General features: G+C 71.0%; 22 protein-coding genes, 1 tRNA gene and 1 pseudogene. 15 read left to right on the top strand and 9 right to left on the bottom strand.

Annotated features, from left to right (window positions below):
• Positions 1 to 7: 7 nt before the first annotated feature.
• The 3 genes from ACIQI8_RS11230 to ACIQI8_RS11220 all read left to right on the top strand — a co-directional run bounded on the left by ACIQI8_RS11230 (position 8) and on the right by ACIQI8_RS11220 (position 2,811).
• Complete coding sequence (locus ACIQI8_RS11230; RefSeq protein ID WP_402347432.1) at positions 8 to 814, top strand: SDR family oxidoreductase; 807 nt, start codon at positions 8 to 10, stop codon at positions 812 to 814.
• Positions 815 to 1,015: 201 nt separating this feature from the next.
• Positions 1,016 to 1,627: a TetR family transcriptional regulator gene (locus ACIQI8_RS11225; RefSeq protein ID WP_124004331.1), complete on the top strand. Its 612-nt coding sequence runs from the start codon at positions 1,016 to 1,018 to the stop codon at positions 1,625 to 1,627.
• A 26-nt stretch (positions 1,628 to 1,653) separates the two neighbouring features.
• Positions 1,654 to 2,811, top strand: coding sequence for an acetyl-CoA C-acetyltransferase (locus ACIQI8_RS11220; RefSeq protein WP_402347428.1), 1,158 nt, complete (start codon positions 1,654 to 1,656; stop codon positions 2,809 to 2,811).
• Positions 2,812 to 2,861: 50 nt separating this feature from the next.
• Here ACIQI8_RS11220 and ACIQI8_RS11215 read toward each other — a convergent pair whose 3' ends face one another.
• The 4 genes from ACIQI8_RS11215 to ACIQI8_RS11200 are packed head-to-tail and all read right to left on the bottom strand — an operon-like array spanning position 2,862 to position 6,266.
• On the bottom strand, positions 2,862 to 3,914 hold the full coding sequence (locus ACIQI8_RS11215) for an NAD(P)H-dependent flavin oxidoreductase (RefSeq protein ID WP_402347425.1): 1,053 nt from the start codon (positions 3,912 to 3,914) through the stop codon (positions 2,862 to 2,864).
• On the bottom strand, positions 3,911 to 4,651 hold the full coding sequence (locus ACIQI8_RS11210; RefSeq protein WP_402347422.1) for a CoA-transferase subunit beta: 741 nt from the start codon (positions 4,649 to 4,651) through the stop codon (positions 3,911 to 3,913). Before ACIQI8_RS11210 ends, ACIQI8_RS11215 begins: the two co-directional genes overlap by 4 nt.
• Positions 4,648 to 5,499 carry a CoA transferase subunit A gene (locus tag ACIQI8_RS11205; RefSeq protein ID WP_402347419.1) on the bottom strand — a complete coding sequence of 284 codons (852 nt, stop codon included), beginning with the start codon at positions 5,497 to 5,499 and terminating at the stop codon, positions 4,648 to 4,650. The genes ACIQI8_RS11210 and ACIQI8_RS11205 overlap by 4 nt, the downstream gene beginning before the upstream one ends.
• 2 nt (positions 5,500 to 5,501) lie before the next feature.
• The gene (locus ACIQI8_RS11200) at positions 5,502 to 6,266 is read right to left on the bottom strand and encodes an enoyl-CoA hydratase family protein (protein WP_402347416.1); all 765 of its coding nucleotides are present in this window, start codon (positions 6,264 to 6,266) and stop codon (positions 5,502 to 5,504) included.
• 53 nt (positions 6,267 to 6,319) lie between these two features.
• Between ACIQI8_RS11200 and ACIQI8_RS11195 the strand changes: the two genes are divergently transcribed.
• Together ACIQI8_RS11195 and ACIQI8_RS11190 are read left to right on the top strand one after the other, a co-directional pair.
• The gene (locus ACIQI8_RS11195) at positions 6,320 to 7,126 is read left to right on the top strand and encodes an SDR family oxidoreductase (RefSeq protein ID WP_402347413.1); all 807 of its coding nucleotides are present in this window, start codon (positions 6,320 to 6,322) and stop codon (positions 7,124 to 7,126) included.
• Position 7,127: 1 nt separating this feature from the next.
• Positions 7,128 to 8,033, top strand: a complete 906-nt coding sequence (locus ACIQI8_RS11190; RefSeq protein ID WP_402347410.1) for an SDR family oxidoreductase — start codon at positions 7,128 to 7,130, stop codon at positions 8,031 to 8,033.
• Between the two features lie 127 nt (positions 8,034 to 8,160).
• Here the strand turns inward: ACIQI8_RS11190 and ACIQI8_RS11185 are convergent, their stop codons facing one another.
• Positions 8,161 to 9,093, bottom strand: coding sequence for a hypothetical protein (locus tag ACIQI8_RS11185; protein WP_402347407.1), 933 nt, complete (start codon positions 9,091 to 9,093; stop codon positions 8,161 to 8,163).
• Between the two features lie 164 nt (positions 9,094 to 9,257).
• Here ACIQI8_RS11185 and ACIQI8_RS11180 point away from each other — a divergent pair, with 164 nt between their 5' ends.
• On the top strand, positions 9,258 to 10,052 hold the full coding sequence (locus ACIQI8_RS11180) for a S1 family peptidase (protein WP_402347404.1): 795 nt from the start codon (positions 9,258 to 9,260) through the stop codon (positions 10,050 to 10,052).
• A 96-nt stretch (positions 10,053 to 10,148) separates the two neighbouring features.
• Here the strand turns inward: ACIQI8_RS11180 and ACIQI8_RS11175 are convergent.
• A pseudogene (locus tag ACIQI8_RS11175) lies at positions 10,149 to 10,640 on the bottom strand (beta-galactosidase); the annotation flags it as partial.
• 39 nt (positions 10,641 to 10,679) lie between these two features.
• Here ACIQI8_RS11175 and ACIQI8_RS11170 point away from each other — a divergent pair.
• The 7 genes from ACIQI8_RS11170 to ACIQI8_RS11140 all read left to right on the top strand — a co-directional run bounded on the left by ACIQI8_RS11170 (position 10,680) and on the right by ACIQI8_RS11140 (position 19,721).
• Positions 10,680 to 11,030, top strand: a complete 351-nt coding sequence (locus tag ACIQI8_RS11170) for a chorismate mutase (RefSeq protein ID WP_402347401.1) — start codon at positions 10,680 to 10,682, stop codon at positions 11,028 to 11,030.
• 149 nt (positions 11,031 to 11,179) lie between these two features.
• Complete coding sequence (locus tag ACIQI8_RS11165) at positions 11,180 to 11,716, top strand: two-component system response regulator (RefSeq protein ID WP_402347398.1); 537 nt, start codon at positions 11,180 to 11,182, stop codon at positions 11,714 to 11,716.
• Positions 11,717 to 11,801: 85 nt separating this feature from the next.
• Complete coding sequence (gene pepN / locus ACIQI8_RS11160) at positions 11,802 to 14,288, top strand: aminopeptidase N (RefSeq protein ID WP_402347395.1); 2,487 nt, start codon at positions 11,802 to 11,804, stop codon at positions 14,286 to 14,288.
• 191 nt (positions 14,289 to 14,479) lie between these two features.
• Positions 14,480 to 15,862, top strand: a complete 1,383-nt coding sequence (locus tag ACIQI8_RS11155; RefSeq protein WP_402347392.1) for a pyridoxal phosphate-dependent decarboxylase family protein — start codon at positions 14,480 to 14,482, stop codon at positions 15,860 to 15,862.
• A complete protein-coding gene (locus ACIQI8_RS11150; RefSeq protein WP_402347389.1) occupies positions 15,859 to 17,280 on the top strand; it encodes a lysine N(6)-hydroxylase/L-ornithine N(5)-oxygenase family protein in 1,422 nt (473 codons plus the stop codon). Before ACIQI8_RS11155 ends, ACIQI8_RS11150 begins: the two co-directional genes overlap by 4 nt.
• A gap of 98 nt (positions 17,281 to 17,378) precedes the next feature.
• The gene (locus ACIQI8_RS11145) at positions 17,379 to 18,527 is read left to right on the top strand and encodes a GDSL-type esterase/lipase family protein (RefSeq protein ID WP_402347386.1); all 1,149 of its coding nucleotides are present in this window, start codon (positions 17,379 to 17,381) and stop codon (positions 18,525 to 18,527) included.
• A gap of 189 nt (positions 18,528 to 18,716) precedes the next feature.
• Entirely contained in the window at positions 18,717 to 19,721 is a 1,005-nt protein-coding gene (locus ACIQI8_RS11140; protein WP_402347384.1) for a chitinase, read from the top strand.
• Positions 19,722 to 19,781: 60 nt separating this feature from the next.
• Here the strand turns inward: ACIQI8_RS11140 and ACIQI8_RS11135 are convergent, their stop codons facing one another.
• Complete coding sequence (locus ACIQI8_RS11135) at positions 19,782 to 21,590, bottom strand: bifunctional metallophosphatase/5'-nucleotidase (protein WP_402347381.1); 1,809 nt, start codon at positions 21,588 to 21,590, stop codon at positions 19,782 to 19,784.
• A gap of 149 nt (positions 21,591 to 21,739) precedes the next feature.
• On the opposite strand from ACIQI8_RS11135, the gene ACIQI8_RS11130 reads away from it, so the two are divergent.
• Positions 21,740 to 22,468, top strand: coding sequence for an SIMPL domain-containing protein (locus tag ACIQI8_RS11130; protein WP_402347378.1), 729 nt, complete (start codon positions 21,740 to 21,742; stop codon positions 22,466 to 22,468).
• Positions 22,469 to 22,609: 141 nt separating this feature from the next.
• Positions 22,610 to 24,046 carry a pyruvate kinase gene (gene pyk / locus ACIQI8_RS11125; protein ID WP_402347375.1) on the top strand — a complete coding sequence of 479 codons (1,437 nt, stop codon included), beginning with the start codon at positions 22,610 to 22,612 and terminating at the stop codon, positions 24,044 to 24,046.
• A 17-nt stretch (positions 24,047 to 24,063) separates the two neighbouring features.
• Here the strand turns inward: pyk and ACIQI8_RS11120 are convergent, their stop codons facing one another.
• The gene (locus ACIQI8_RS11120) at positions 24,064 to 24,810 is read right to left on the bottom strand and encodes a hypothetical protein (RefSeq protein WP_402347372.1); all 747 of its coding nucleotides are present in this window, start codon (positions 24,808 to 24,810) and stop codon (positions 24,064 to 24,066) included.
• A 104-nt stretch (positions 24,811 to 24,914) separates the two neighbouring features.
• Positions 24,915 to 24,989: transfer RNA gene (locus ACIQI8_RS11115), tRNA-Leu, on the bottom strand.
• Between the last annotated feature and the right edge of the window lie 48 nt (positions 24,990 to 25,037).

The following is a 25,037-nucleotide window of genomic DNA, read 5'->3' as shown; positions in this document are numbered from 1 at the left end:
TGGGCCCATGACAGGCGTCGAGAGTCCGGCGTACGAGCCGGGACACGGGCTGCTGGCGGGGCGGTCCGCGGTCGTCACGGCCGCCGCCGGAGCCGGCATCGGCGGCGCCACCGCCCGGCGCTTCCTGGAGGAGGGCGCGCGCGTGCTGATCAGCGACGCGCATGTGCGCCGGCTCAAGGAGCACGAGGCGGAGCTGGCCGGGGAGTTCGGCGCGGACGCCGTCACCGCGCAGCCGTGCGACGTGACCGACGAGGGGCAGGTGCGGGCGCTCTTCGACACAGCCGTACGGGAGCACGGGCGGCTCGACGTCGTCGTCAACAACGCGGGCCTGGGCGGGACTTCGGACCTCGTCGACATGACCGACGAGCAGTGGGGCCGGGTCCTGGACGTCACCCTCAACGGCACCTTCCGCTGCACCCGGGCGGCCCTGCGGCTGATGCGCGAGACCGGGACCGGGTCCGGGGGCACCGCCGGGGTGATCGTCAACAACGCCTCCGTGGTGGGCTGGCGCGCCCAGGCCGGACAGGCGCACTACGCAGCCGCCAAGGCGGGCGTGATGGCACTGACCCGGTGCGCGGCGATCGAGGCCGCCGCGTACGGGGTGCGGGTGAACGCGGTCTCGCCGAGCCTCGCCATGCACGCGCACCTGGCGAAGGTGACCACGCCCGAGCTGCTGGAAAAGCTCACCGCGCGCGAGGCGTTCGGGCGGTACGCGGAGCCCTGGGAGGTGGCCAACGTGATCGTGTTCCTGGCCTCCGGCTACTCCTCGTACATGACGGGCGAGATCGTCTCCGTCAGCAGCCAGCATGCCTAGGGGCTGTCGTTTGGATCAGCCCGGCGTCGCGGGGTCTGGCACGCGCATCTGCGGCGTTGTCGTCACTCGCCATGGCTCCGCCATGACTCCCTCCTCCGCCTTGCAGCCGCACGCACCAGACCCCGCTCGGCTCGGCCAAGAGCCACCGCACCTCACAGCCAGGCTGATCCAAACGACAGCCCCTAGCTGGACAATGGTCCCGTGCCGACCAAGAAGAAGCCCCAGGTGACCGCCGCCCCCGCGCGCCGCCGCGAACTCCTCGACACCGCCGCCGAGGTCTTCGCCGAGCAGGGCTACAACGCCACCACCGTACGCAAGATCGCGGACCACGCGGGCATGCTCGCGGGCAGTCTCTACTACCACTTCGACTCCAAGGAATCGATGCTGGAGGAGATCCTGCGGACCTTCCTCGACGAGCTCTGGAGCGGTTACGACGCCGTCCTGGACGCCGAGTTCGGGCCCCGCGAGACGCTGGAGGCGCTGGTCACCGAGTCGTTCCGGGAGATCGACCGGCACCGCGCCGCCGTCGCGATCTACCAGAAGGAGAGCAAGCAGCTCGTCGCACAGGAGCGGTTCGCGTTCCTCGCCGAGTCGCAGCGCAAGTTCGAGAAGGCGTGGCTGTCCACGCTGGAGAGAGGGGTCGCCGCCCGGGTGTTCCGGGCCGACCTCGACGTCCGGCTCACCTATCGGTTCGTGCGCGACACGGTGTGGGTGGCCGCGTCCTGGTACCGGCCCGGCGGACAGCACAGCCCGGAGGAGATCGCCCGGCAGTACCTGTCGATGGTGCTGGACGGGATCGCCGTACGCACATAACTCAAGGGCGAGTTTGGGGAGTTGGCATGGCCGAGGCCTACATCGTCGAAGCGGTCCGGACGCCCGTCGGGCGGCGCAGGGGGGGACTGAGCGGGGTCCACCCGGCCGATCTCGGGGCGCATGTGCTCAAGGAACTGGTCGCGCGCTCCGGCATCGATCCGGCCGCCGTTGAGGACGTCGTCTTCGGCTGCCTGGACACGGTGGGGCCGCAGGCCGGGGACATCGCGCGGACCGCCTGGCTGGCGGCCGGGCTGCCCGAGGAGGTGCCCGGCGTGACGATCGACCGGCAGTGCGGATCCTCGCAGCAGGCCGTGCACTTCGCGGCGCAGGGCGTGCTGTCCGGAACCCAGGACCTGGTGGTCGCGGGCGGTGTGCAGAACATGTCGCAGATCCCGATCGCCTTCGCGACCCGGCAGGCCGCCGAGCCCCTCGGCTTCACGCAGGGCCCCTTCGCGGGCAGCGAGGGCTGGCGGGCGCGGTACGGGGACCGGCCGGTGAACCAGTTCGCCGGCGCCGAGATGATCGCCGCGAAGTGGGGGATCAGCCGGGAGGACCAGGAGGAGTTCGCGCTCCGCTCGCACCGGCGGGCGCTGTCGGCCATCGACGAGGGCCGCTTCGAGCGCGAGACCGTGCCCTACGGCCATGTGACCGTCGACGAGGGGCCGCGCCGGGACACCTCCCTGGAGAAGATGGCCGCACTCAAGCCGGTCATCGACGGCGGAACCGTCACCGCGGCCTGCTCCTCACAGGTCTCCGATGGGGCGGCGGCGATGCTGCTCGCCTCGGAGCGGGCGGTACGGGAACACGGACTGACGCCCCGCGCGCGGGTGCACCACCTCTCCGTGCGCGGCGAGGACCCCATCCGCATGCTCACCGCGCCCATCCCCGCCACCGCCCACGCTCTGAAGAAGACCGGCATGACCATCGACGCCATCGACCTTGTGGAGATCAACGAGGCGTTCGCGCCGGTGGTGTTGGCCTGGCTGAAGGAGACCGGCGCGGACCCCGACCGGGTCAACGTCAACGGCGGCGCGATCGCGCTCGGCCACCCGCTCGGCGCCACCGGCGTCAAGCTGATGACGACCCTGCTGCACGAACTGGAGCGCACGGGCGGCCGGTTCGGCCTGCAGACGATGTGCGAGGGCGGGGGGCAGGCGAACGTGACGATCATCGAACGGCTCTGAGCCGCACGGTCATCAAGCGGCTCCGAGATGCACGGTCATGAGCCGCGCGGTCACCGAGCGGCCGTGAGCCGTTCCGTCACCTCGTCCGCCTCCTTGATGATCCGGTCCACCAGCTCGGCGCACGAGGGCAGGTCCCCGATCACCCCGGCGACCTGCCCGGAGGCCATCACCCCGAGGTCCGTACGGCCGTCCACCATCGCCGACTTGAGCAGCATCGGAGTGTTCGCGGCGAGCAGGACCTGGCTCCAGCTCAGCTCCTTGCCGTGCTTCATGGCGAGTCCGTCGCGGACCAACTGCCGCCAGGTGAGTCCCGACAGCTTGCGGAACCCGGCCGCGCGGCGGACGGCGTGCGACAGGGCCCGCGTGCGGCCCGAGTTCTCCAGGGAGTCCACCAACTCCGTGCGCAGCATGCGGTGCGGCAGGCCGTCGACCGCCGTGGTGACGGTGACGTCCTTCACCGTCGCCGCCAGATACCTGGCCTTCACCGCGTCCGGCACGGTCGAGTCCGAGGTCAGCAGGAACCGCGTGCCCATCGCGACCCCGGCCGCCCCGTACGCCAGCGCCGCGACCAGCCCCCGCCCGTCGAAGAAGCCGCCCGCCGCCACCACCGGGATGTCCACCGCGTCCACGACTTGCGGCAACAGCACGGTCGTCGCCACCTCCCCGGTGTGCCCGCCGCCCTCCCCGCCCTGCACGATCACGGCGTCCGCCCCCCAAGCCGCGACCTTCTCGGCGTGCCGCCGGGCTCCGATCGAGGGGATCACGACCACGCCCGCCGCCTTCAGCTCGGCGATCAGCTCGGGGGAGGGCGCGAGGGCGAAGGAGGCGACCCGGACGCCCTCCTCGATCATGATCCGCACCCGGTCGCCCGCGTCCGACGCGTCGGCCCGCAGATTGACCCCGAAGGGCGCGTCCGTACGGGACTTGACCTCCCGGATCGCCTCGCGCAGCCGGTCCGTGGTCATGGTCGCGGAGGCGAGGACACCCAGCGCGCCCGCGTTCGCCGTCGCCGAGACCAGTCGCGGGCCCGCCACCCAGCCCATCCCGGTCTGCACGATCGGATGCCGGACCCCGACAAGGCGGGTGAGCGCGGTCTCCCTCACGAACCGACCTCCCTGGCCCGGGAGCCGGCCGGGTCGATGACCTCCCGGATCAACCGCAGCTCCTCGGCGGTGGGTTCACGGGTCGCCGGGACCTCGTCCGGGACGGCAAGGTCGAAGCCGGTCGCCTCCCTGACCTGGTCCACGGTGATGCCGGGGTGCAGCGCGGCGAGCCGCATCGAGTGGTCCGGAGTGGCGAAGTCGAAGACGCCCAAGTCGCTGACGACACGCGGGATACGGTGGTGACGGGCGCCGTCCGCGTGGTCGTAACCGACTCCGCAGACCATGTCGACCTTCTCCACGAAGACCCGCCGGGAGTGCTTCGGGATCCAGTAACTGGTCGGGTTGTTCAGGGTGTTGATCGGCGCACCGCGCACCCCGAGCAGCTGCCGCTTCGGCCGCTCCCAGTCGCCGATGCACGAGATGTTCTGGTTGCCGAACCGGTCGATCTGGCTCGCGCCCATCATCACGTGCCGGCGGCCGCTCGCGACCAGGGCCAGATGCTGCCGGTACGGCAACCAGCCCTCGGGTGTTCCGTCCGGGCGGACGATCGTCGCCTCGCCGTCGGTCAGCAGCAGGTCGGGCGAGAAGGTGAACCGCGCCAACCGCGCCCCCACGGACGGGATCAGGCCCATCGGGCTGGCCAGGATCTCGCCCGCGTCCCGCCAGGCCTCGGCGCAGGCGATCACGCAGTACTCGGCGCGCGTGGGTGGAGCGAGCGGGGCTCGGGTGACGGTCATGAGGCGGCCCCCTCGGGCGAGGTCTCGGGCGAGGTCTCGGGCGACGTATCGGGCGCGGTGAGGTACCGCTCGGCGAACTCCGGCCAGGGCGTGGTCGCGTACTCGCGTTGTGCGGCCTCGTCCCGGCCGTAGTCGGGAGCGCAGGAGGTGAAGTGCGCGCCGCCGGGGGCCTCGACCACGCCGGTGACGGTGTGCCGTTTGATCAGCAGTGACTGGGGCGGTGCCTCCTTCGTCAACTCGGCCGTGTCGACGACCCGTTCGCACGACACGTACGCCGTGTCCGCGGCCTCGCAGAAGAGGTCGTCGAAGTACGGGTCCGGGCCCAGGTACTGCCCGTTGCCCAGCCGGTCGGCGCGGTTGACGTGCACCAGGGCGGCATCGAGGCGCAGGGCCGGCATCGCGACGAACGTCTCGCCGTCCTCGTACGGTGAAGTGACCGTCCGCAGGCCGGGGTTGACCCGCATCACGTCCGAGCCGAGGCCCGCCCGCACCGGCAGGAACGGCAGCCGGTTCGCCGCCGCGCGCAGGCCCCACATGAACATCGCCTCGTCGATCTCCGTCAGGTCGAAGGCGCCGCGCTCGCGTGCCGCGCGGTAGTTCGGCTCCAGCGGGATCGAGTCGAGGGTGACGAAGGCGGCGACCAGCCTGCGGATCCGGCCGGCCGCGGCCAGCATGCCGACGTCGGGGCCGCCGTACGAGACGACGGTCAGGTCGGTGATCTCCGAGCGGAGCAACGCCCGGACCAGGGCCATCGGTTTGCGGCGCGAGCCCCAGCCGCCGATGCCGAGGGTCATGCCGCTCTCCAGGCGGGAGACGGCCTCCTCGGCGGTCATCGTCTTGTCGCTCACGCCTACGCCTCCTCTTTCCGCGCACCGAATGTGTCGCGGACCCGGTCCGCCACCCCGACCGCGCTCGCCTCGAAGGTGAAGCCCTGCTCGAAGCGGTAGCTGCGGCGTACGTCGACCGGGTCGATGCCGTTGATGGCGGCCTTGGCCAGGCGCAGCAGCTCCCCGTCCTTGGCGGCGATCTCCCGGGCCAACTCCAAGGCCGCATCCAGGAGTTCGGCGCGCGGCGCGACCCGCCACACCGAGCCGTGTGCGTGCAGCTCGGCCGCGGTCGCCGTGCGCGAGGTGTAGTAGAGGGCGCGCATCAGGTGCTGCGGGACCAGCCGGGACAGATGCGTCGCCGCGCCCAGCGCGCCGCGATCCAGCTCGGGCAGCCCGAAAGTGGCGTCCTCGCTCGCGACGATCACGTCCGCGTTGCCGACCAGGCCGATCCCGCCGCCCAGACAGAAGCCGTGCACCGCCGCGATGACCGGAACCTCGCACTCGTACACGGCCGCGAAGGCCTCGAAACAGCCGCGGTTGGCGCCGACCAGCGCGCTCGGCCCCTGGGCCTGGAGCTCCTTGATGTCCACACCCGCGTTGAAGCCCCGGCCCGCGGCGGTGAGCACCACGCAACGCGTGCGTGGGTCACGGCCCGCCGAGCGCACGGCGTCGGCCAGAGCGAACCAGCCGCTCACCGGCAGCGCGTTCACCGGCGGGAAGTCGACCGTGACGACCGCGATGCCGTCTTTTTCGGGCCCTTTTTCCGGGGACGAGGTGGAGACACCCATGCGCGCATCAGCTACCTTTCCACCAAACGTTTGTTAGGTGGAGGGTAGCGGCGATGGATCTGAACGGGAAGGTCGCCGTCGTCACCGGCGGCACCCGAGGTGTCGGGGCCGGGATCGCGCGGGCCTTCGTCGAGGCCGGCGCCGAGGTGGTCATCTGCGCACGCAGACCGCCCGAACAGCCGCTCAAGGGAACGGAGTTCGTCCCCCTCGATCTGCGGGACCCGGACGCCGTACGGGAGTTCTTCGCCGGCCTGCCCCGGCTCGACGCGCTCGTCAACAACGCGGGCGGGGCGCCCTACCGGCGGCTCGACCGGGCCCCGGTCGAATGGCACGCGCGCGTGATCGAGCTCAACCTCACCACCGCGCTGGGCGCTTCGCTCGCCGCGTACGAGCAGCTCCGTCGCGCGCGAGGTGCTGTCGTGATGATCGGGAGCGTCAGCGGCGATCGCCCCTCACCCGGTTCGGCGGCGTACGGGGCGGCCAAGGCCGGTCTGGAGAGCCTGGCCCGGTCCATGGCCGTGGAGTGGGCGCCGGAGGTGCGCGTCAACACGCTCGTCGTCGGCATGGTCCGCACCGAGCTGTCCCATCTGCACTACGGCGGCGAGGACGGCATCGAGGCGGTCTCCCGCACGGTGCCCCTCGGCCGGCTCGCCGTGCCCTCCGACATCGGCGCTGCGGCCGTCTTCCTCGCCTCCGACGCGGCGGCGTACATCAGCGGGGCGAGCCTGCTGGTGCACGGGGGCGGGGAGGCGCCGGCGTTCCTGGACGCGGCCACCGCCAACAAGGAGGGCGCCGACACGAAGGGCGACAGCGAGAGGTCCGTCGATCGGGAGACGTCAACTCCCCAGAAGGAGGCGTGAGATGAGCGGAATCTGTCACGGCCGGGTCGTCGTCGTCACCGGTGCCGGGCGCGGGCTCGGCCGGGCCCATGCGCTCGCCTTCGCTGCGGAGGGCGCGCGGGTCGTCGTCAACGACCTGGGCGTCGGGCTGGACGGTTCACCGGGCCCGGACAGCCCGGCCGCGCAGGTCGTCGACGAGATCCGCGCGGCCGGCGGTGAGGCGATCGCCCACGGCGGTGACATCGCCACCACGGAAGGCGCGTCCTCCCTGGTCGCCGCCGCCCTGGAGGCGTACGGCCGGCTCGACACCCTCGTCAACAACGCGGGCTTCCTGCGCGACCGGATGCTCGTCAACCTCGACGAGGACGACTGGGACGACGTCGTACGCGTCCATCTCAAGGGCCACTTCCTTCCGCTCAAGCACGCCGCCGCGCACTGGCGGGCCGAGGCCAAGGCGGGTCGCGCACCGACCGCCCGGGTCGTCAACACCAGTAGCGGAGCAGGGCTGTTGGGCTCGGTCGGGCAGGGGAACTACAGCGCGGCCAAGGCCGGCATCATCGCACTGACCCTCGTCGCCGCGGCCGAACTCGCCCGCTACGGCGTCCAGATCAACGCCATCGCCCCCGCAGCCCGCACCCGCATGACGGAACGCGCCTTCGCCGAGACCATGGCCGCCCCGGACGCCGGTTTCGACGCGATGGCCCCCGAGAACGTCTCCCCGCTGGTCGTCTGGCTCGGCTCGGCGGCGAGCGCCGGGGTGACCGGCCGGGTCTTCGAGACGGAGGCCGGCCGGATCACGGTCATGGAGGGCTGGCGGCCGGGGCCGAGCGCGGACAAGGGGGCGCGGTGGAGCCCGGCGGAGGCGGGGGAGACGGCGCTGAAGCTGCTGGCGGAGGCGGGGGTGCCGGGGGCGGTGTACGGGGCGTAGACGGTCCCCTGAGAGGCATGGCTCGCCGTCCACGGATCGCTCGGATTCCCAGTCGCCACACAGAGCCGCACCGCGGAGAAACACGGCCTGGCCGTCCACGGATCGCGGAGAGGCGCGGCCCGCCCTTCTACGTGTCGCACTCCAACACCGTCCGGCACAGCCCGCACCGCGCCCTGACCCTCCCCTTCACCGGCACCCTGATCCGCTGGTGGCAGGTCGGACACGGGAACGACACCCGCAGCGGGCCGTGGCCGTCGGAAGCGCCGTCGGGCATGAAGGAGTACGGGACCTTCGAACCGGCCGAGCCTGCCGCGGAGCCCGACGCCGGGCCGGTGTGGTGGGCCTGCGCATGCCGCCGATCGCGCGCGTACCGGCGCCGCCCCGCCCATCCCGCCGCCGTCAGCGGGGGCTGCTGTTCGTCGCTGCGGGCCTTGGCCATGCCTCGGGTGTAGGCCTCGTAGGCCTGGGGGCTGGTGAACCAGATCGACGGGTCCTCGCCGAAGACCAGGGCGCGCTTGGCGAGGACGTAGCCGAACTCCTCCGGGGTGAGGTAGCCCAGCTTCTGGGAGGAGGCCGCGTCCTCCCGGTAGGCGTCGAGCAGCAGCCAGCCTGCGCCCAGATACGTCGTCGCCGTGTCCGTGAGGATCTCGTTGTCCCGGGTGCCGGGGAAGGACAGGTCGAGGCGGTGCAGATAGACGTGCATGACCTCGTGGGCGAGGGCCGCGCCGATGTCCCGGCGGTGGGTGCGGAAACGGTCGTTCAGCTCGATGAAGTACTCGGGTCCCGCGGCGAGTTCGACGTTCGCGGCATGGGTCATCTCGCGGAAGCCGACGATCATCCGGGCGTCGGGCAGGCGGTAGTGCCGGACCAGTTCGCGGGCCACGCGCTGGGCGCCCAGATGCAGGTCGTCGGTGTCGGCGAAGGCCACGTCGGCGGGGAGCACGCTGGTCGAGAAGGTCTGGACGGTGTCGTACGACAGGCGCTTGTAGAGCGCGGTGACGGCGGCCCGCACCGTCTCCAGGTGTGGGTAGCCGTGCTCGACCGGTCCGTCCTGCGCCACGTCCGACCCCCTTCAGACGCCGTGAACCCGATTCCACTCTACGGCGAGGCGAGCCGATTCTCCCGGGTCGGGTTCCCTGGCCCGGACGTGAGATCACCCCTTGTCAAAGAGTCCGTTCGATCTTCATAATGCGGGCCGCCCAACTTGCCACGAAAGGATCCACGTTGACCTCCACCCCGCCCAGGAGAACCCGCTCGGCCCTGGGGCGCAGAGCCGCGGCCGTCGGTGTCGTCGCCCTCGCCGCGGCCGGCCTCCAGCCCGTGGGCGCGCAGGCCGCGCCCTCACCCGTCGTCGGAGGAACGCCCGCCGGGTCGAGCGAGTTCCCGTTCATGGTCCACCTCTCCATGGGGTGCGGCGGGGCGCTCTACAAGAAGGACGTCGTGCTGACGGCCGCCCACTGCGTGTCGGGTTCCGGGAGCAACACCCGCATCACCGCCACCGCCGGGGTCGCCGACCTCACCTCCACCGCCGCGATCAAGGTGAAGTCGACCAAGGTCAAGCAGGCCCCCGGCTACAACGGCGTCGGCCGGGACTGGGCGCTGATCAAGCTGGCCCGCCCGATCGACCTGCCGACCCTGAAGATCGCCACCGACACGCGGTACAACCGTGGCGTCTTCACCATCGCCGGCTGGGGCGACACCAAGGAGAACGCCAACACCGGCTCCACCAAGCTCCTCAAGGCGAACGTCCCCTTCGTCCCCGACACACAGTGCGGCTGGCACTACGGGAACGAGCTGGTGCCCCAGCAGGAGCTGTGCGCCGGCTACCCCCAGGGTGGCGTCGACACCTGCCAGGGCGACTCCGGCGGCCCCATGTTCCGCAAGGACGCGGCCGACAAGTGGGTCCAGGTCGGCATCGTCAGCTGGGGCGACGGCTGCGCCCGCCCCGGAGTGGCCGGCGTGTACACGCAGGTCAGCACCTTCGCGGCCGACATAGCGAAGGCGGTGAACGCCCTTTAGGCGAACGCCCTTTAGGGGAACGCAGGGGTTCTCGGGACGGGACGCCGGAGCCTCCGGACGGGCGCGACGGCATGGCTGCACGGGCCGCAGCCGCACCCCCTCCGGCCCCGCCTCCTCCACCTCCAGCACCCACACCTCGTTGACGCCCTCCCGCAGCACGGGCGCGGGCACGTACAGCGAGCGTTGGGGGCCGACGGACCAGTAGCGGCCGAGGCCGAACCCGTTGATCCACGCGAACCCCGGGTCCGGCCCGGCAGTTCGAGCCGGGCGCCCCCGGCGCCCCGCACCTCGACGGTGCCCCGGCACAACCCCGGGGCACCGTCCCGCCCTCGGGTTCCCCGGAGCGCGGCCGTAGTTGACCCGCCCCAGCGACTCCACCCACAGCTCCACGCGCGCGTGCCCGGCGACCGGCTCCTTCAGCCGCTCCTCGCCCTCGGCGAGCACCCCGGCCCGCTCCCCGTCGACGTACACCACCGCCAGATCGCGCAGCCCGCGCGCGGTCAGCGGGTACGGCCGCCGGGGCCCCGGCACGGTCACCGCGTACCGCACGAGCCCCCGGTCCACGTCCAGCTCCGCGAAGGTCATCGGGCTGAACCGGTGAACCCAGGTCACGTAGGGTGGACGCCCATGACCACCAGCAACACCGGTACCGGTGACGTCGACCCCGCCGTGCGCGAGGAACTCGCCCGGCTGCGCGACAGCATCGACAACATCGACGCGGCCGTCGTCCACATGCTCGCCGAGCGCTTCAAGTGCACCCAGCAGGTCGGCATCCTCAAGGCCACGCACCAACTGCCGCCCGCCGACCCGGCCCGCGAGGCCCGCCAGATCGAGCGCCTGCGCGCGCTGGCCGAAAGCGCCAAGCTGGACCCGGCGTTCGCTGAGAAGTTCCTGAATTTCATTATCGGCGAGGTGATCCGCCACCACGAGCGCATCGCCGAGGACGCCGTGAACGGCTCCCCGCGCGCGGGGAATTGACCTAGGGAGATGTCCGGGGGACACCGAAAGGGGCGTGACAGACGGGCCCCGGCGGTGCATGCTTCTGTGCACTCCTTGTCAGGCGACGGACACACGCCGTCAGCGACCCGCACCTAAACTGGTGGGCCACGCGGGAGGGACACCGGGCCATGCCGTCGGACGCCAAGATCCTCATTGTCGACGACCACGAGGACACGCTGTACGCGCTGGAGAGCGCCCTGGCCCCGCTGGGCTACCGGCTCGGCCGCGCCACCAGCGGCGACGAGGCGCTCAAGCAGGTCCTGCGCGGACACGTCGGTCTCCTGCTGCTCGACGTCCGCATGCCCGGCGTCAGCGGCCTGGACGTGGTGCGCTACCTGCGCCGTCTGGAACAGACCCAGCACATCCCGGTCATTTTGCTCACCGGCTTCGGCACCGACCACGAACTGACCGCCGCCGCCTTCGCCCTGGGCGTCGCCGACCTCGTCATGAAACCCGTCGACCCCTGGTCGCTGCGCACCAAGGTCCGCTACCTGTACGACGCCCACCAGCGCCACCTGGCCCTGGAGAGCGAGGTCCGCGAACTGCGCGCCCTGGTCAAGGACCACGGTCCCGACACCCCGCGCCCGGCCCGCCCCCATCCCGACCCCCACGTCCCGCCGCAGCGCGACGGCGAGCAGCGGACGACCGCACAGGAACGGACATAGCGGGGCGCTGATCCGCGTACCGGACGTAGGACGCGTACCGGCCCTCCTCTGTGCCTTGTCGGTGCCATCAGGCAGCATGTCCTGCATGTCCGTACTCACGCGCGACGAAGCGCAGACCCGTGCCAGGCTCCTCGACGTCCAGCGGTACACGATCGACCTCGATCTGACCGTCGGCGACGAGCACTTCGACTCCCGGACCGTCATCCGGTTCACGGCCCGCGCGGACGCGGACACCTTCGTCGAGCTCAAGCCGGCCGAACTGCGCACGGTCGTCCTCGACGGACAGCCCCTCGACCCGGGGACACTGGAGGAGAACCGGCTCCCGCTGAGCGGCCTCACCGAGGGCGAGCACGAGCTGACCGTCGACGCGGTCATGAGCTACTCCCGCACCGGCGAGGGCATGCACCGCTTCACCGACCCCACCGACGGCGAGACCTACCTCTACACCCAGCTCTTCATGGAGGACGTCCAGCGCGTCTTCGCCGCCTTCGACCAGCCCGACCTCAAGGCCGTCTTCGAGCTGACCGTCAAGGCCCCCGAAGGCTGGACGGTCCTGGCCAACAGCATCACCGAGGACCTCGACGAGGGCCGCTGGCGGGCCGCCCCCACCCCGCTGATCTCCACCTACCTCGTCGCCGTCGCCGCCGGACCCTGGCACTCCGTGCGCACCGAACACCGCGGCCTGCCCTTCGGCATCCACTGCCGCCGCTCGCTCGCGCCGCACCTCGACGTGGACGCCGACGAACTCTTCGAGATCACCCGGCAGTGCTACGACCGCTACCACGAGAAGTTCGAGGAGCCCTACCCCTTCGACTCCTACGACCAGGCGTTCGTCCCCGAGTTCAACGCCGGCGCCATGGAGAACCCCGGCCTGGTCACCTTCCGCGACGAGTTCGTCTACCGCTCCGCCGTCACCGACACCGAGCGGCAGACCCGCGCCATGGTCATCGCGCACGAGATGGCCCACATGTGGTTCGGCGACCTCGTCACGCTGCGCTGGTGGGACGACATCTGGCTGAACGAGTCCTTCGCCGAGTACATGGGCTACCAGACCCTCACCGAGGCGACCCGCTTCTCCGACACCTGGACCGACTTCGGGGTCGCCCGCAAGCCCTGGGGCTACGACGCCGACCAGCGCCCGTCCACCCACCCCGTCGCCCCCGATGCCGTCGACGACACGGCCTCCGCCCTCCTCAACTTTGACGGCATCTCCTACGCCAAGGGCGCCTCCGCGCTGCGCCAACTCGTCGCCTGGCTCGGCGAGAAGGACTTCCTGGCGGGCATCAACACGCACTTCGCCCGTCACCGGTTCGCCAACGCCACCCTCGCCGACTTCATCGACTCCCTCGCCTCCGCCACCGAACGCGATGTGCACGCCTGGGCCGACGCCTGGCTGCGCACCACCGGCGTCGACACCCTCACCCCGGTTGTGGCCCGTGGGGACGACGGCACCTGCGCCCTCACCGTCGAGCACACCGGCAGCCGCCCGCACCGCATCGGCGTGGGCCTCTACGACCAGGACACCGCCGACGAGGGCCGCCGCCTCGTCCTGCGCGAGCGCCTCGACCTCGACATCCCGCAGAGCGCCCCGCAACCCCTGGGCAAGCGGCCCGCGCTGCTGCTGCTCAACGACAGCGACCTCACCTACGCCAAGATCCGCTTCGACGCCGAGTCCTTCCAGGCCGTCCGTGCGGGCCTGTCCGGACTGCCCGACCCGCTCACCCGCGCGGTCGTGTGGAACGCGCTGCGGGACGCGGTCCGCGACGGCGAACTGCCCGCCACCGCCTACCTGGACGCCGCCCGCGCCCACCTCCCGTACGAGACCGACCTCGCCCTCGTCCAGGGCGTCCTCGCCTTCGCCTCCGGCCAGGTCACCGACCGCTACATCACCACGGAGGCCCGCCCGGTCGCCCTCGCCACCCTCACCGACCTGTGCCGCGACCTGATCCGCCGCACCGAGGACGGCGACAGCGCGGGCCTGCGGCTGATCGCGGTCCGGCACTTCATCGACGTGGCGGCCCAACCCGAGACCATCGCGGCCTGGTTCGCCGAGGGCACCGTGCCCGGCGGCCCGGAGCTGGACCCCGAGCTGCGCTGGCGGGTCCTGGGCCGGCTCGCCGTCCTCGGTGCCACCGACGAGGCCGCCATCGCCGCCGAACTCGACCGCGACCCCTCCGCCACCGGCCAGGAGGGCGCCGCCCGCTGCCGCGCGGCCCTGCCCGACCCCGAGGCCAAGCGCCGCGCCTGGGACGCGATGTTCGCCGGCGACGACCTCTCCAACTACCTCTTCACGGCCACCGCCCAGGGCTTCTGGCAGCCCGAACAGGCGGACCTCGTACGGGAGTACGTCCCGCGCTACTACGAGGACGCCGTCGCCGTGGCCGCCCGCCGGGGCCCCGCGATCGCCGTCGCCGTCGGCCGCTGGGCCTTCCCCGGGTACGCCGTCGACGAGGAGAACCTCCGGGCGGGCGAGGAGTGTCTGCGTTCCGCCGACCTGACACCGGCCCTGCGCCGGCGGCTGGTCGACGAACTGGACGACCTGGCGCGGGCGTTGCGGGTGCGGGAGGTCTAGCCGGCGGGACGCGTCGACGGACAACCGACGGACGGTGGGGTGGGCCGAGGGCACGATTCGGCCCACCCCCACACGTTTTCCTCGTACGGAAGTACCTTCTTTCGGGTTTGAATCGTTGAACTTTTCGGGCGCGCCATCGCATCCGCGTACAAGCTGGAACTCCCTCTGCCCGGCGCCCCGGAGGTCACCGCATGAGCACGCCGCCCCTCGCCTCAGGTCCCGAAGGCCCCCGCGCCCTGCGGCCTCTGCTGGACACCGTGCTCGACGCGCTGCGGGACGGCACGCGCGCGCGGGGCGGGCCGCTGCCCTCGGGCGGCCCGGACACGGTCGCCGCGCGGGTGCGGGAGGCCGTGGGGGACGTACTGCCGGACGAGGGGGATCCGGACGCCCTGTACGCCTTCGTGCGGGCGCTGGCCGAAGGGGCCGCCGACCCGGCCGATCCGTTGTGCGCCGGGCATCTGCACTGCCCGCCGCTCGCCGTCGCCACCGCCGCCGACCTGGCCGCGAGCGTCCTCAACCCGTCCCTGGACTCCTGGGACCAGGCCCCGGCCGCCGCCGAGCTGGAGGCCCAGGTGGCACGGGAGCTGGCCCTGGCGGCCGGCGTCTCGGACGCCCTGGTGACCACCGGCGGCACCGAGTCCAACCAGCTCGCGCTGCTGCTCGCCCGCGAGACCCAGGGCGCCGACGTCCGCCTGGTGTGCGGGGCCAACGCGCACCACTCGCTGGCCCGCGCCGCCTGGCTGCTCGGCCTGCCCGAACCGGTGATCGTGCCCGCCCCCGCCGGCACCCTCGACCCCGCCGCCCTCGACGCGGCCCTCACCGCCCTGCCGGGCCCCTGCCTGGTCGCCGCCACCGCCGGCACGACCGACGCCGGGCTCATCGACCCGCTGCCCGAGATCTCCGGCCTCTGCTCGGCCCACCGCGCCCGCCTCCACATCGACGCCGCCTACGGGGGTGGCCTGCTCTTCAGCGACCGTCACCGCGACAAGCTCGCCGGTCTGGAGCGCGCCCACACCATCACCCTCGACCTGCACAAACTCGGCTGGCAGCCGGTCGCCGCCGGACTCCTCGCGGTCCGCCACCCCCGCGACCTCGCCGCCCTGAACCAGCGTGCCGATTACCTCAACGCCGACGACGACACCGAGGCGGGCCTGCCCGACCTCCTCGGACGCTCGCTGCGCACCACCCGACGCCCCGACATCCTCAAGATCGCCGTCACCCTCAAGACCCTCGGCCGCAGCGGACTCGGCGCGCTCGTCGACCAAGTGTGCGACCACGCCCGCGAGTTCGCCGCCCTCGTCCGCGACCACCCCGGCTTCGAGCTCCACGACCGGCCCACCATCAGCACGGTCCTGTTCCGGCCCGCACACGCGACCGACGACGCCGTGGCCGCCATACGCCGCAGACTCCTGACCGACGGCCGCGCGGTCCTCGGCCGAGCCCGCATGGACGACCGGCTCTGGCTCAAGGCCACCTTCCTCAACCCCGCCACCCGGTCCGCCGACCTGGCCGCGCTTCTCAAGGTCGTCGAAGAACTCGTAGAGACACCCGCGGAAGGAAACACCCCCCGATGAGCACCACCCCCAACCCCCCGCACCCCGAACCCGACGCGCCCCGTGACCTCGTCGGTGTCGGTATCGGTCCCTTCAATCTCTCCCTGGCCGCCCTCGCCCATCCGCTCGCCGAACTCGACATCGCCTTCTACGAGCAGCGGCCCGTGTTCGGCTGGCACTCGGGACTGCTCATCGACGGGGCCCGGGTCCAAGTCCCGTTCCTCGCCGACCTGGTGAGCCTCGCCGACCCCGCCAGCCCCTGGTCGTTCCTCAACCACCTCAAGAGCCGTGACCGGCTCTTCCCGTTCTACTTCTCCGAGCGTTTCCACATCCAGCGCGCCGAGTACGACGCCTACTGCCGCTGGGTCGCCGAGAGTCTGCCCGGACTGCACTTCGGCCACCAGGTCGACGCCGTCCGCTGGAACCCCGAACGCGACGTCTTCGAGGTCGACTTCACCCAGCTAGACGCCGACGGCGAGGCCGAGGCGCTCGGGCGGACGTACGCGAGGAACATCGTGCTCGGCGTCGGCAGCGAGCCCTACGTCCCCGAGCCGCTGAAGCCGCTCGTCGAGGCGCCCGCCGTGCCCGTCGTGCACGCCGCCGACTATCTCGCCCACCGCGAGACGGTGCTGGCCGCCGAACACGTCACCGTCGTCGGCTCGGGACAGTCCGGCGCCGAGGTCTTCCTCGACCTGCTGCGCGCCCGCCCGGCCGGCCGTGAGGGACTGCACTGGGTCGGCCGCACCGAGGCCTTCGCGCCCATGGAGTACTCCAAGCTCGGCCTGGAGCACTTCACCCCCGACTACACCCGCTACTTCCACGCCCTGCCCGAAGGCGTCCGCGACCGGCTCGGCACCACCCAGTGGCAGCTCCACAAGGGCATCGACGCCGACACCATCGCCGCCATCCACGAGGAGCTCTACCGCCGCACCCTGCACGGCGGTTGGCCCGACGCCGTCCTCACCCCGGGCGTCCGCGTCCGCACCGCCGGCCGGATCGGCGCCACCAAGGTCGAACTCCACCTGGAACACGTCCAGCAGAACACCCGCTCCCGCCTCACCACCGACGCCGTCGTCCTCGCCACCGGCTACCAGGAACGCCCCCTGGACCGCATCCTCGCCGGCATCGACCCCTATCTGCGCCGCGACAGCCGCGAACGCCCGCGAATCGACGAGCAGTTCAGGCTGGTGACCGATCCCGCCGTCACCGGCTCGGTGTACGTCCAGAACGCCGAACGCCACACCCACGGCGTCGGCACCCCCGACCTCGGCCTCGCCGCCTGGCGCAGCGCGACCATCCTCAACTCCCTGACGGGCAAGGAGGCCTACGCGCTGCCGAACCGCACGGCCTTCACCACCTTCGGCCTCGACCAGCGCCAACCGCACATCCCGCAGGCCCGCCAGGCCCAGGTCCTCACCCCGCTCGTCGAGGGGACGTGACACCACCGGCGCGGTGACATCGGGGCGAGGCGCCGGCGAAGAAAAGGCGCAAAAGGCCGACGGGGGAAGAATCCGTCCGGCGGGGGCGTTGGGCCGCCATGACCTCGACCTGGATCGCCGCTCACCGCTCCGCCGTCATCGACCCGTACGAGGCCTTCGCCCTCTTCGAGACCCGCGGCTTCACCGACCGGACCGTGCGCCAGTCCCTGCGCCTGGCCGGCGGCGGCGAGGCGCTGCGCGTCCGGTTCAGCAACCGCTACGGCAAGGAGCCCCTGCGCGTCGGCGGCGCCCACCTCGCCGTCCGCACCCGGGGCAGCCGGATCGACCCCACCAGCGACACACCCCTGCGTTTCGCGGGCGCCGAGCACACCACGATCCCGGTCGGCGAGGAACTCGTCAGCGACCCGGTCGAGTTGCCGGTCAGCGCGGGGGAGGAGCTCACCGTCAGCCTCTACCTGCCCGACGACACCGGCCTGAGCACATACTCGGCGATTCCCTACGACATCGGCCACGCCGTGCCCGGCGACCGGCTCTCCGCCGAAGTCCTGGAGGGCGCCGAGGAGTTGTCGACCGGCCACTACCTCACCGGGGTGGACGTCCTGGCCCCCGAAGGGACCCGGATCGCCGTCGCGTTCGGCGACTCCTGGATCGAGGGCGCGGCCACCACCCCCGGCACCGACAGCAGCTTCCCCGCCCAACTCGGCCGCCGGCTCACCCGCGGCTGGATCGTCAACCAGGGCATCTCCGCCAACCGCCTGCTCATCGACGGGGTCGGCGGCCACCTGCTGGCGCGCGTCGACCGAGACGTCCTCGCGGTGCCCGGCGTCAGCCACGTCCTGGTCCACATCGGCCTCAACGACCTCGGCCTGCCCGGCACCCTCGCGTACCCCGACCCCGCAGCTCGTCCCACCTCCGCCGACCTCATCGCGGGCCTGCGCATGCTCGCGGCCCGGCTGCACACCGCCGGACTCACCGTCATCGGCAGCACGTTGGGCCCGTACGCCGGCACCGTCTACCCCGGCTACGACAGCGAGGCCGGCCAGGTCGCACGCCGTGAGGTCAACGCCTGGCTGCTCGGCGACGAGCACCCCTTCGACGGCGTCGTCGACGTGGCCGCCGCCGTCGCCGACCCGGACCAACGGGACCGTATCCGCGCGGAGTTCGACTCCGGCGACGGCCTGCACGTCAACGACGCCGGCGCGAAGGCCATCGCGGACGCCGTCGACATCACGCTGCTGGACCTCTAGGGCCTGATCGCCGGAGGACCGGCGTCGACGCCAACGCTCCTTTTCTGACTCATGGGTTGACGGGGGTATTGGTCTAGGCCTTAATGGCTCACAGTCCGTTCACATGAACAGAGGTTGTTCAGGTTCGTGAACTGGGCGTGACTTCCTCTACCCCCACCGGCGCCGTGTGCGCCGCATCTTGGAGGACTCATGCGTCGAAACAGCCGATACGCGCTGGCCGTTGCCGCTGCCGCAGGTGCGACGGTGGCCGCCGTGCTCGCCCCCTCGGCGTCCGCCGCCCCGGCGGCGGCGAACCCCGGCCCCGGCTTCCCCGCCCGCTACTCCGCGCCCTACGCGGAGACCTGGAACTCGCCTTCCGCCCTCGCCAACGCGCGCAACGCCACCGGCCAGAAGTACTTCACCCTCGCCTTCGTCATCGCCGGCAACGGCTGCAACGCGACGTTCAACGGCGACACGGCCATCAACAACGCCTCCTGGACCTCCGCCATCAACTCGCTGCGCGCGGCGGGCGGGGACGTCATCGCCTCCTTCGGCGGCGCCTCCGGCACGGAACTGGGTCTCGCCTGTACGTCGGTCTCCACCCTCAAGGCCCAGTACAAGAAGGTCATCGACACACTCAACCTCACCCGTGTCGACCTCGACATCGAGGGCTCGACCCTCAACAACACGGCCGCCAACGACCGGCGCAACAAGGCCCTGCAGCAGTTGCAGACCGAATACGCGGCGGCGGGGCGCAAGCTCGACGTCCAGTACACCCTGCCGGTCAACCCGACCGGCCTGGAGCAGAACTCGATCAACCTGCTCAACAACGCCAAGAGCAACGCGCTGACCGTCAACCTGGTCAACATCATGACCATGGACTACGGGCCGGCCATGGACATGGGCAAGGCGGCCACCGACGCGGCGACGGCCCTGCACGACCAGCTGGGCCGGATCTGGACGACCAAGACCTCGGCGCAGCTGTGGGCCATGGAGGGCAACACCCCCATGATCGGGGTCAACGACACCCAGGCCGAGGTGTTCACCACCGCCAACGCGACGACCCTCGCCAACTTCGCGGCCAGCAAGGGCATCCAGGAGCTCTCCTTCTGGTCCCTCGGCCGCGACAAGGCCTGCGCGACCAACGGCCAGCTCTCCGACACCTGCAGCGGCACCTCCCAGAGCGCCTACCAGTTCACCCGCACCCTGCGCTGACGGGACGGCGGTGCTTCGGACACCCCATGTCCGAAGCACCGCCCACCAGTTGACCGAACGTCAGAAGACCGGCGTCCCGTTCCGCGTGAGCTTCCAGTCCACCGACGCGAAGTCCGCCGGGTCCAGCTCGCCCTTCGCGGTCACCCACTCCGCGATGCGGGTGCGGATCTCCGTCGACTCCGACCACACCTCGGTCGCCGAGGCCACGTGCGGGAACGCGCCGCCGCCGTTGGCCCGGTAGTTGTTCACCGCGAGCACGAACTGCTGGGCGTCGTCCAGCGCCGCCCCGTTGTACGTCAGGTTCTTGATCCGCGCACCGGCCGCCTGCGCGATGTCGATGTCGTACCGGAACCCCGACACGTAGTCGTAGTTGTAGTCCGGGCGGTTGTTCGCGTTGGTCAGCTTCTCCGTGTCGATCACCGCGTCGGCGGCCGTCCGCACGAAGTACTCAGCGGAGTACTCCAGGTACGCCCGGATCTGCGCACCCGTCAGCACCTTCGCGACCAGCGTGTTGTCGTACACGTACAGACCCGACAGGTCCCGGATCGTCACCTCGCCCGCCGGGATCTCCGAGGTCCGCGAGAACGGCGAGGCCTGCGCGACCACCGGCAGCGAGGCGTACGCGGTGCCCGCCAGGGCCGCCTTGACCACGTCCTCCTGGACCTTGGTGATCAGGTCGATGATCGGGGCGTCCTTGTAGCGCGCCTCGACCGTCGTCAGCGTCTGCGTGGCCGTGCCGACCACCTGGTTGACGTAACTGACGACCTTCGCGTGTTCGTCCGAGAGGAGTCGGGTGATCTTCGGGTCGTCGGCGACCGTGTTGGTGTTGAGGACCTTGGAGGCGACCGACTCGACGCTCCACCGCCCCTTGCTGAAGACCAGCTCGACGTCGAACTGCGACAGGCGCTCCGCGAATGCCAGCGGCTCCGAAAGCACCACCGTCTTCCCGGACTTGGCGTTGGTGACCTTCAACTCCGGGATCTCCACGTGCGCGTGGCCCACCAGGATCGCGTCGATGCCGGGCACCTGCTGCGCGACCAGCGCAGCCGAGTTCTCCACGTAGGGCAACTGGTCACCGTAGGACGACGTGCCGGACGAACCCGAGTGCGCCGACACGATGACCACGTCCGCGCCCATCGACCGCAGCTTCGGCACCCACTTCGCGGCCTGCTCCTCAAGGCCCGGGAACGTCAACTTGCCCTGCACGTACGCCTTGTCCCAGATCGCGATGCCCGGGTTGGTCAGACCGAGCACGGCCACCTTGACCGGCGGCGCGCCCTTCACGCAGAACTTCTTGATGAAGTACGGCGGGAAGGCGGGCTTCAGCGTCTTCGCGTCCAGCGCGTTCGCCCCGAGGAGCGGGAAGCGGCACTGCTCCTCGAACTTGCGCAGCGTCTCGATGCCGTAGTTGAACTCGTGGTTGCCCAGCGCCACCGCGTCGTACCCGATCGCGTTCATCGCCTGCGCCATCGGGTGCACCGGGCCGCCCTTGGCGGTGATCGGGTCGACCTTCGCGTAGTAGTACGTCAGCGGGGTGCCCTGGATCGTGTCGCCCGCGTCCAGCAGCAGCACGTTCTCGCGGCCCCGCTCCTTGCGGATCCCGTTCACCAGCGTCGAGATGCGGGCCAGGCCCTGCGCGTTGCCGGCCGCGTCGGTGTACTGCGCGTCCTTGAAGTAGTCCCAGTTGAAGACGTGCCCGTGCAGGTCGGTGGTGCCCAGGACGGTGAGCGAGTACCGCTTCGCCTTCGCCGGCTTCTTCATCGCGCTCTCCGCTGCCTCGGCCGAGGGCGTCGCCGCCGCGCCGGCCAGCGCGACCCCGGCGCCCGTCACGGCGGACTTCTTCAGGAACTTCCGGCGGTTCAAGGGCATCTCTGGCTCTCCTCGGGGAACGGTCAACAACGCGCGTAGATTCTGACGCGTCCACGACCGACGGCAACAGGTCCCTGAGGTTGCGATCTGGTGACCTAACCTGTGCGCTCCCGGGCCGTACCCGGCTGAGAAGTGACAGAGTTGGGCGTATGACCACCGCTTCGAGCACCCCGTCGCCGGACACCTCCCAGCCCGCGGTCCCCTACGGCACCCCCGACGCCCCCCGCATCGCCGTCCGCGGCGAGGCGCGACTCGAAGTCGACCCCGAGATCGCCCGCATCGGCATCACGGTCGCCTCCCGCGGCAAGGACCGCCGCGCCGCCCTGGAGGACCTCACCCGCCGCAACGCCACGGCGCTGGAGCTCGTGAAGACGTACGGGGACGCCGTCGAGCGGCTGGAGACCGGACACTTCTCCATCACCCCCGAACTCACCCAGCGTGGTCGCGGCGAGCGCGTGCGCACCTATCACGGCAGCGTCCACATCACCGCCGAACTCACCGACTTCACCGCGCTCGGCGAACTCACCACCCGCCTCGCCGACCTCGACCTCACCCGCGTCGACGGCCCCTGGTGGGCCCTGCGCCCTGACTCGCCCGTCCACCGACAGGCCCGGCAGCAGGCGGTGCGCGAGGCCGTCCAGCGTGCCCGTGAATACGCCGAGGCCCTGGGCGCCGGCCTCGCCGCGCTCGTCGAGCTGGCCGACATCGGCGCCGAGAACGCCCAGCCGTATCCGCAGTCGCCCGGCCGCATGCGCTCCATGGCCTACGGGGCCGCCGCCGAGGACGCCGGAGCCCCGGCCCTCGACCTGGAACCCCAGCGCCAGCACGTCCTCGCCCAGGTCAACGCCCGCTTCACCATGACACCGCCCCGGTTGTAGAAAAGCGCGGCGGGCTGAAAAATGCTCATCGGAGCGCCCCTCCGCACAATTCAATACTTGTCAATAGCCCTTCACTCAAAGGTTGTTGAGTGGTCATACGCGACCAATTCTCTACTGGCCGGTAAGGCCTAGGCTCGAATCATGCGCCGAGCAAAAATCGTCTGTACTCTGGGGCCCGCCACCGACTCGTACGACCAGATCAAGGCACTGGTCGAAGCCGGAATGGACGTCGCCCGACTCAACCTCAGCCACGGCGGCTACGCCGAGCACGAGGAGCGCTACCAGCGCGTGCGAAAGGCCTCGGACGAGACCGGCCGCAGCGTCGGAATCCTCGCCGACCTTCAAGGCCCGAAGATCCGACTCGGCCGCTTCACCGAGGGCCCGGTACTCCTTGAACGCGGAGACACCTTCACCATCACCGTCGAGGAAGGCGCCGAGGGCGACCGCAGCTCCTGCGGCACCACCTACGCCGGACTCGCGGGCGACGTCACCCCCGGTGAGCGCGTCCTGGTCGACGACGGCAAGGTCTGCCTCGAAGTCACCGCCGTCGACGGCCCCCGCGTCCACACCACCGTCGTCGAGGGCGGCATGGTCTCCGACCACAAGGGCCTCAACCTCCCCGGCGTCGCCGTCTCCGTCCCCGCCCTCTCCGACAAGGACGAGGCCGACCTCCGCTGGGCCCTGCGCATCGGCTGCGACGTCATCGCCCTCTCCTTCGTCCGCAGCGGCAAGGACATCGACGCCGTCCACCGGATCATGGACGAGGAGGGCCGCCGCCTCCCGGTGATCGCCAAGGTCGAGAAACCGCAGGCCGTGGACGCGATCGACGACATCGTCGCCGCCTTCGACGGCATCATGGTCGCCCGAGGCGACCTCGGCGTCGAAATGCCCCTGGAGCAGGTCCCGATCGTCCAGAAGCGCGCGATCAAACTGGCGAAGCGCAACGCCAAGCCGGTCATCGTGGCCACCCAGATGCTCGACTCGATGATCGAGAACTCCCGCCCCACCAGGGCCGAGGCGAGCGACGTGGCGAACGCGGTGATCGACGGCGCGGACGCGGTGATGCTGTCCGGCGAGACCAGCGTCGGCAAGTACCCGGTCGCGACCGTCAGCACCATGTCCCGGATCGTCGAGGCCGCCGAGGAGGACATCCTCGCCAAGGGCCTGCCGCCGCTGACCGAGCGGAACAAGCCCCGCACCCAGGGCGGCGCGGTGGCCCGCGCGGCGGCGGAGATGGGCGACTTCCTCGGCGCCAAATTCCTGGTCGCCTTCACCCAGTCCGGCGACACGGCCCGCCGGCTGTCCCGCTACCGCTCGCCGATCCCGATGCTGGCCTTCACCCCGGAGCCGGCCACCCGCTCCCAGCTCAACCTCACCTGGGGCATCGAGACCTTCCTCGGCCCGCACGTCGACTCCACCGACGCCATGGTCGACCAGGTCGACGAACTGCTCCTGAAGTTCGGCCGCTGCGAGAAGGGCGACATCGTCGTCATCACGGCGGGCTCCCCGCCCGGGGTCTCCGGCGCGACGAACCTGGTCCGGGTGCACCACATCGGCGAGGACGACAGCCCGAAGTAGCGACTCGCGGGGCGGGGTCAGTGTTTGGGGCCCACGTGGGTGTCCATGAGGGCGACGGAGGCTTTGCGGGCGACGGAGACGTTGTAGGCGTTCGCCCGCTTCCAATCGACTCCGACCCTGTCGAGAGTGTCGGTGTAGAGCCGCCTGATGTCCGCAGAGAGATTGGTGAAGAAGTATCGGGGATATTCGTAACGCTTCCGCTCACCGTTGACGAGACGGGTCGTGCTGTTGGTGGCCCGGCAACCGTCGGAGTGGATGAGTCCGCGGATGAATTCCCATGGATGGGCGTCGACGATGTCCTGCTGCCAGGTGGCGAGGGCGATCGGACGCTCGTGTTTCTTGCCGGGCCCGTGCTGGGGGAAGAGCCGTGGCCAGTGCCGGGAGTAGCTGGTCACCATCGTGTATCCCACCTTCTGGAGGCAGTGGACGCCGACGCCGGGGCGCACTTTGGTGATGGCCTCGCGGCACAGCTGGATCAGCCCTGGCCATGCGTCGGCACAGGCGATCCTGAGGTAATGGCCCGTCCCTCGGGGGTGCGCGCTGATACAGCCGTCACCGAGGTAGAGCCCCAGCAGGTAGGCGTAGGCGTGATGGTCGGCGGGTGGTCCGGCGTCGGGGGAGGCGATGCGGGGCAGCGGTTCAAGCCGTTGCTGCCAGGAGCGAATCGCCGCACGCGAGACTCCGGTTTCCCGGCTCACGGAATTCAGGCTGCGGCCCTCGGCGACCAGTGCGAGTACCCGCCTGCGTGTGCTCATGTCGTACATGTGGACACTGTGCGAGAGCTGTCCCGGCGACACGCGAAAAAAGCGGATGTCCACCAGAACGTGGACGTCCGCTTCCGCTCCTGACCTTCGTTTCGAAGGAAAAGTGCCCCGAGTCGGACTCGAACCGACACTGTACGGGTTTTGAATCCGTTGCCTGCTGCCAATTGGGCTACCGGGGCTCGCGGAATCAAAGGTTTCCCCCGACCCTCCGCGCGTCCACCATATCG

This window comes from Streptomyces sp. NPDC092369 (genome assembly GCF_044755245.1).
In the GTDB taxonomy this organism is placed as follows: Bacteria; Actinomycetota; Actinomycetes; order Streptomycetales; family Streptomycetaceae; genus Streptomyces.
This window is presented reverse-complemented; position numbering and strand designations above follow the sequence as displayed.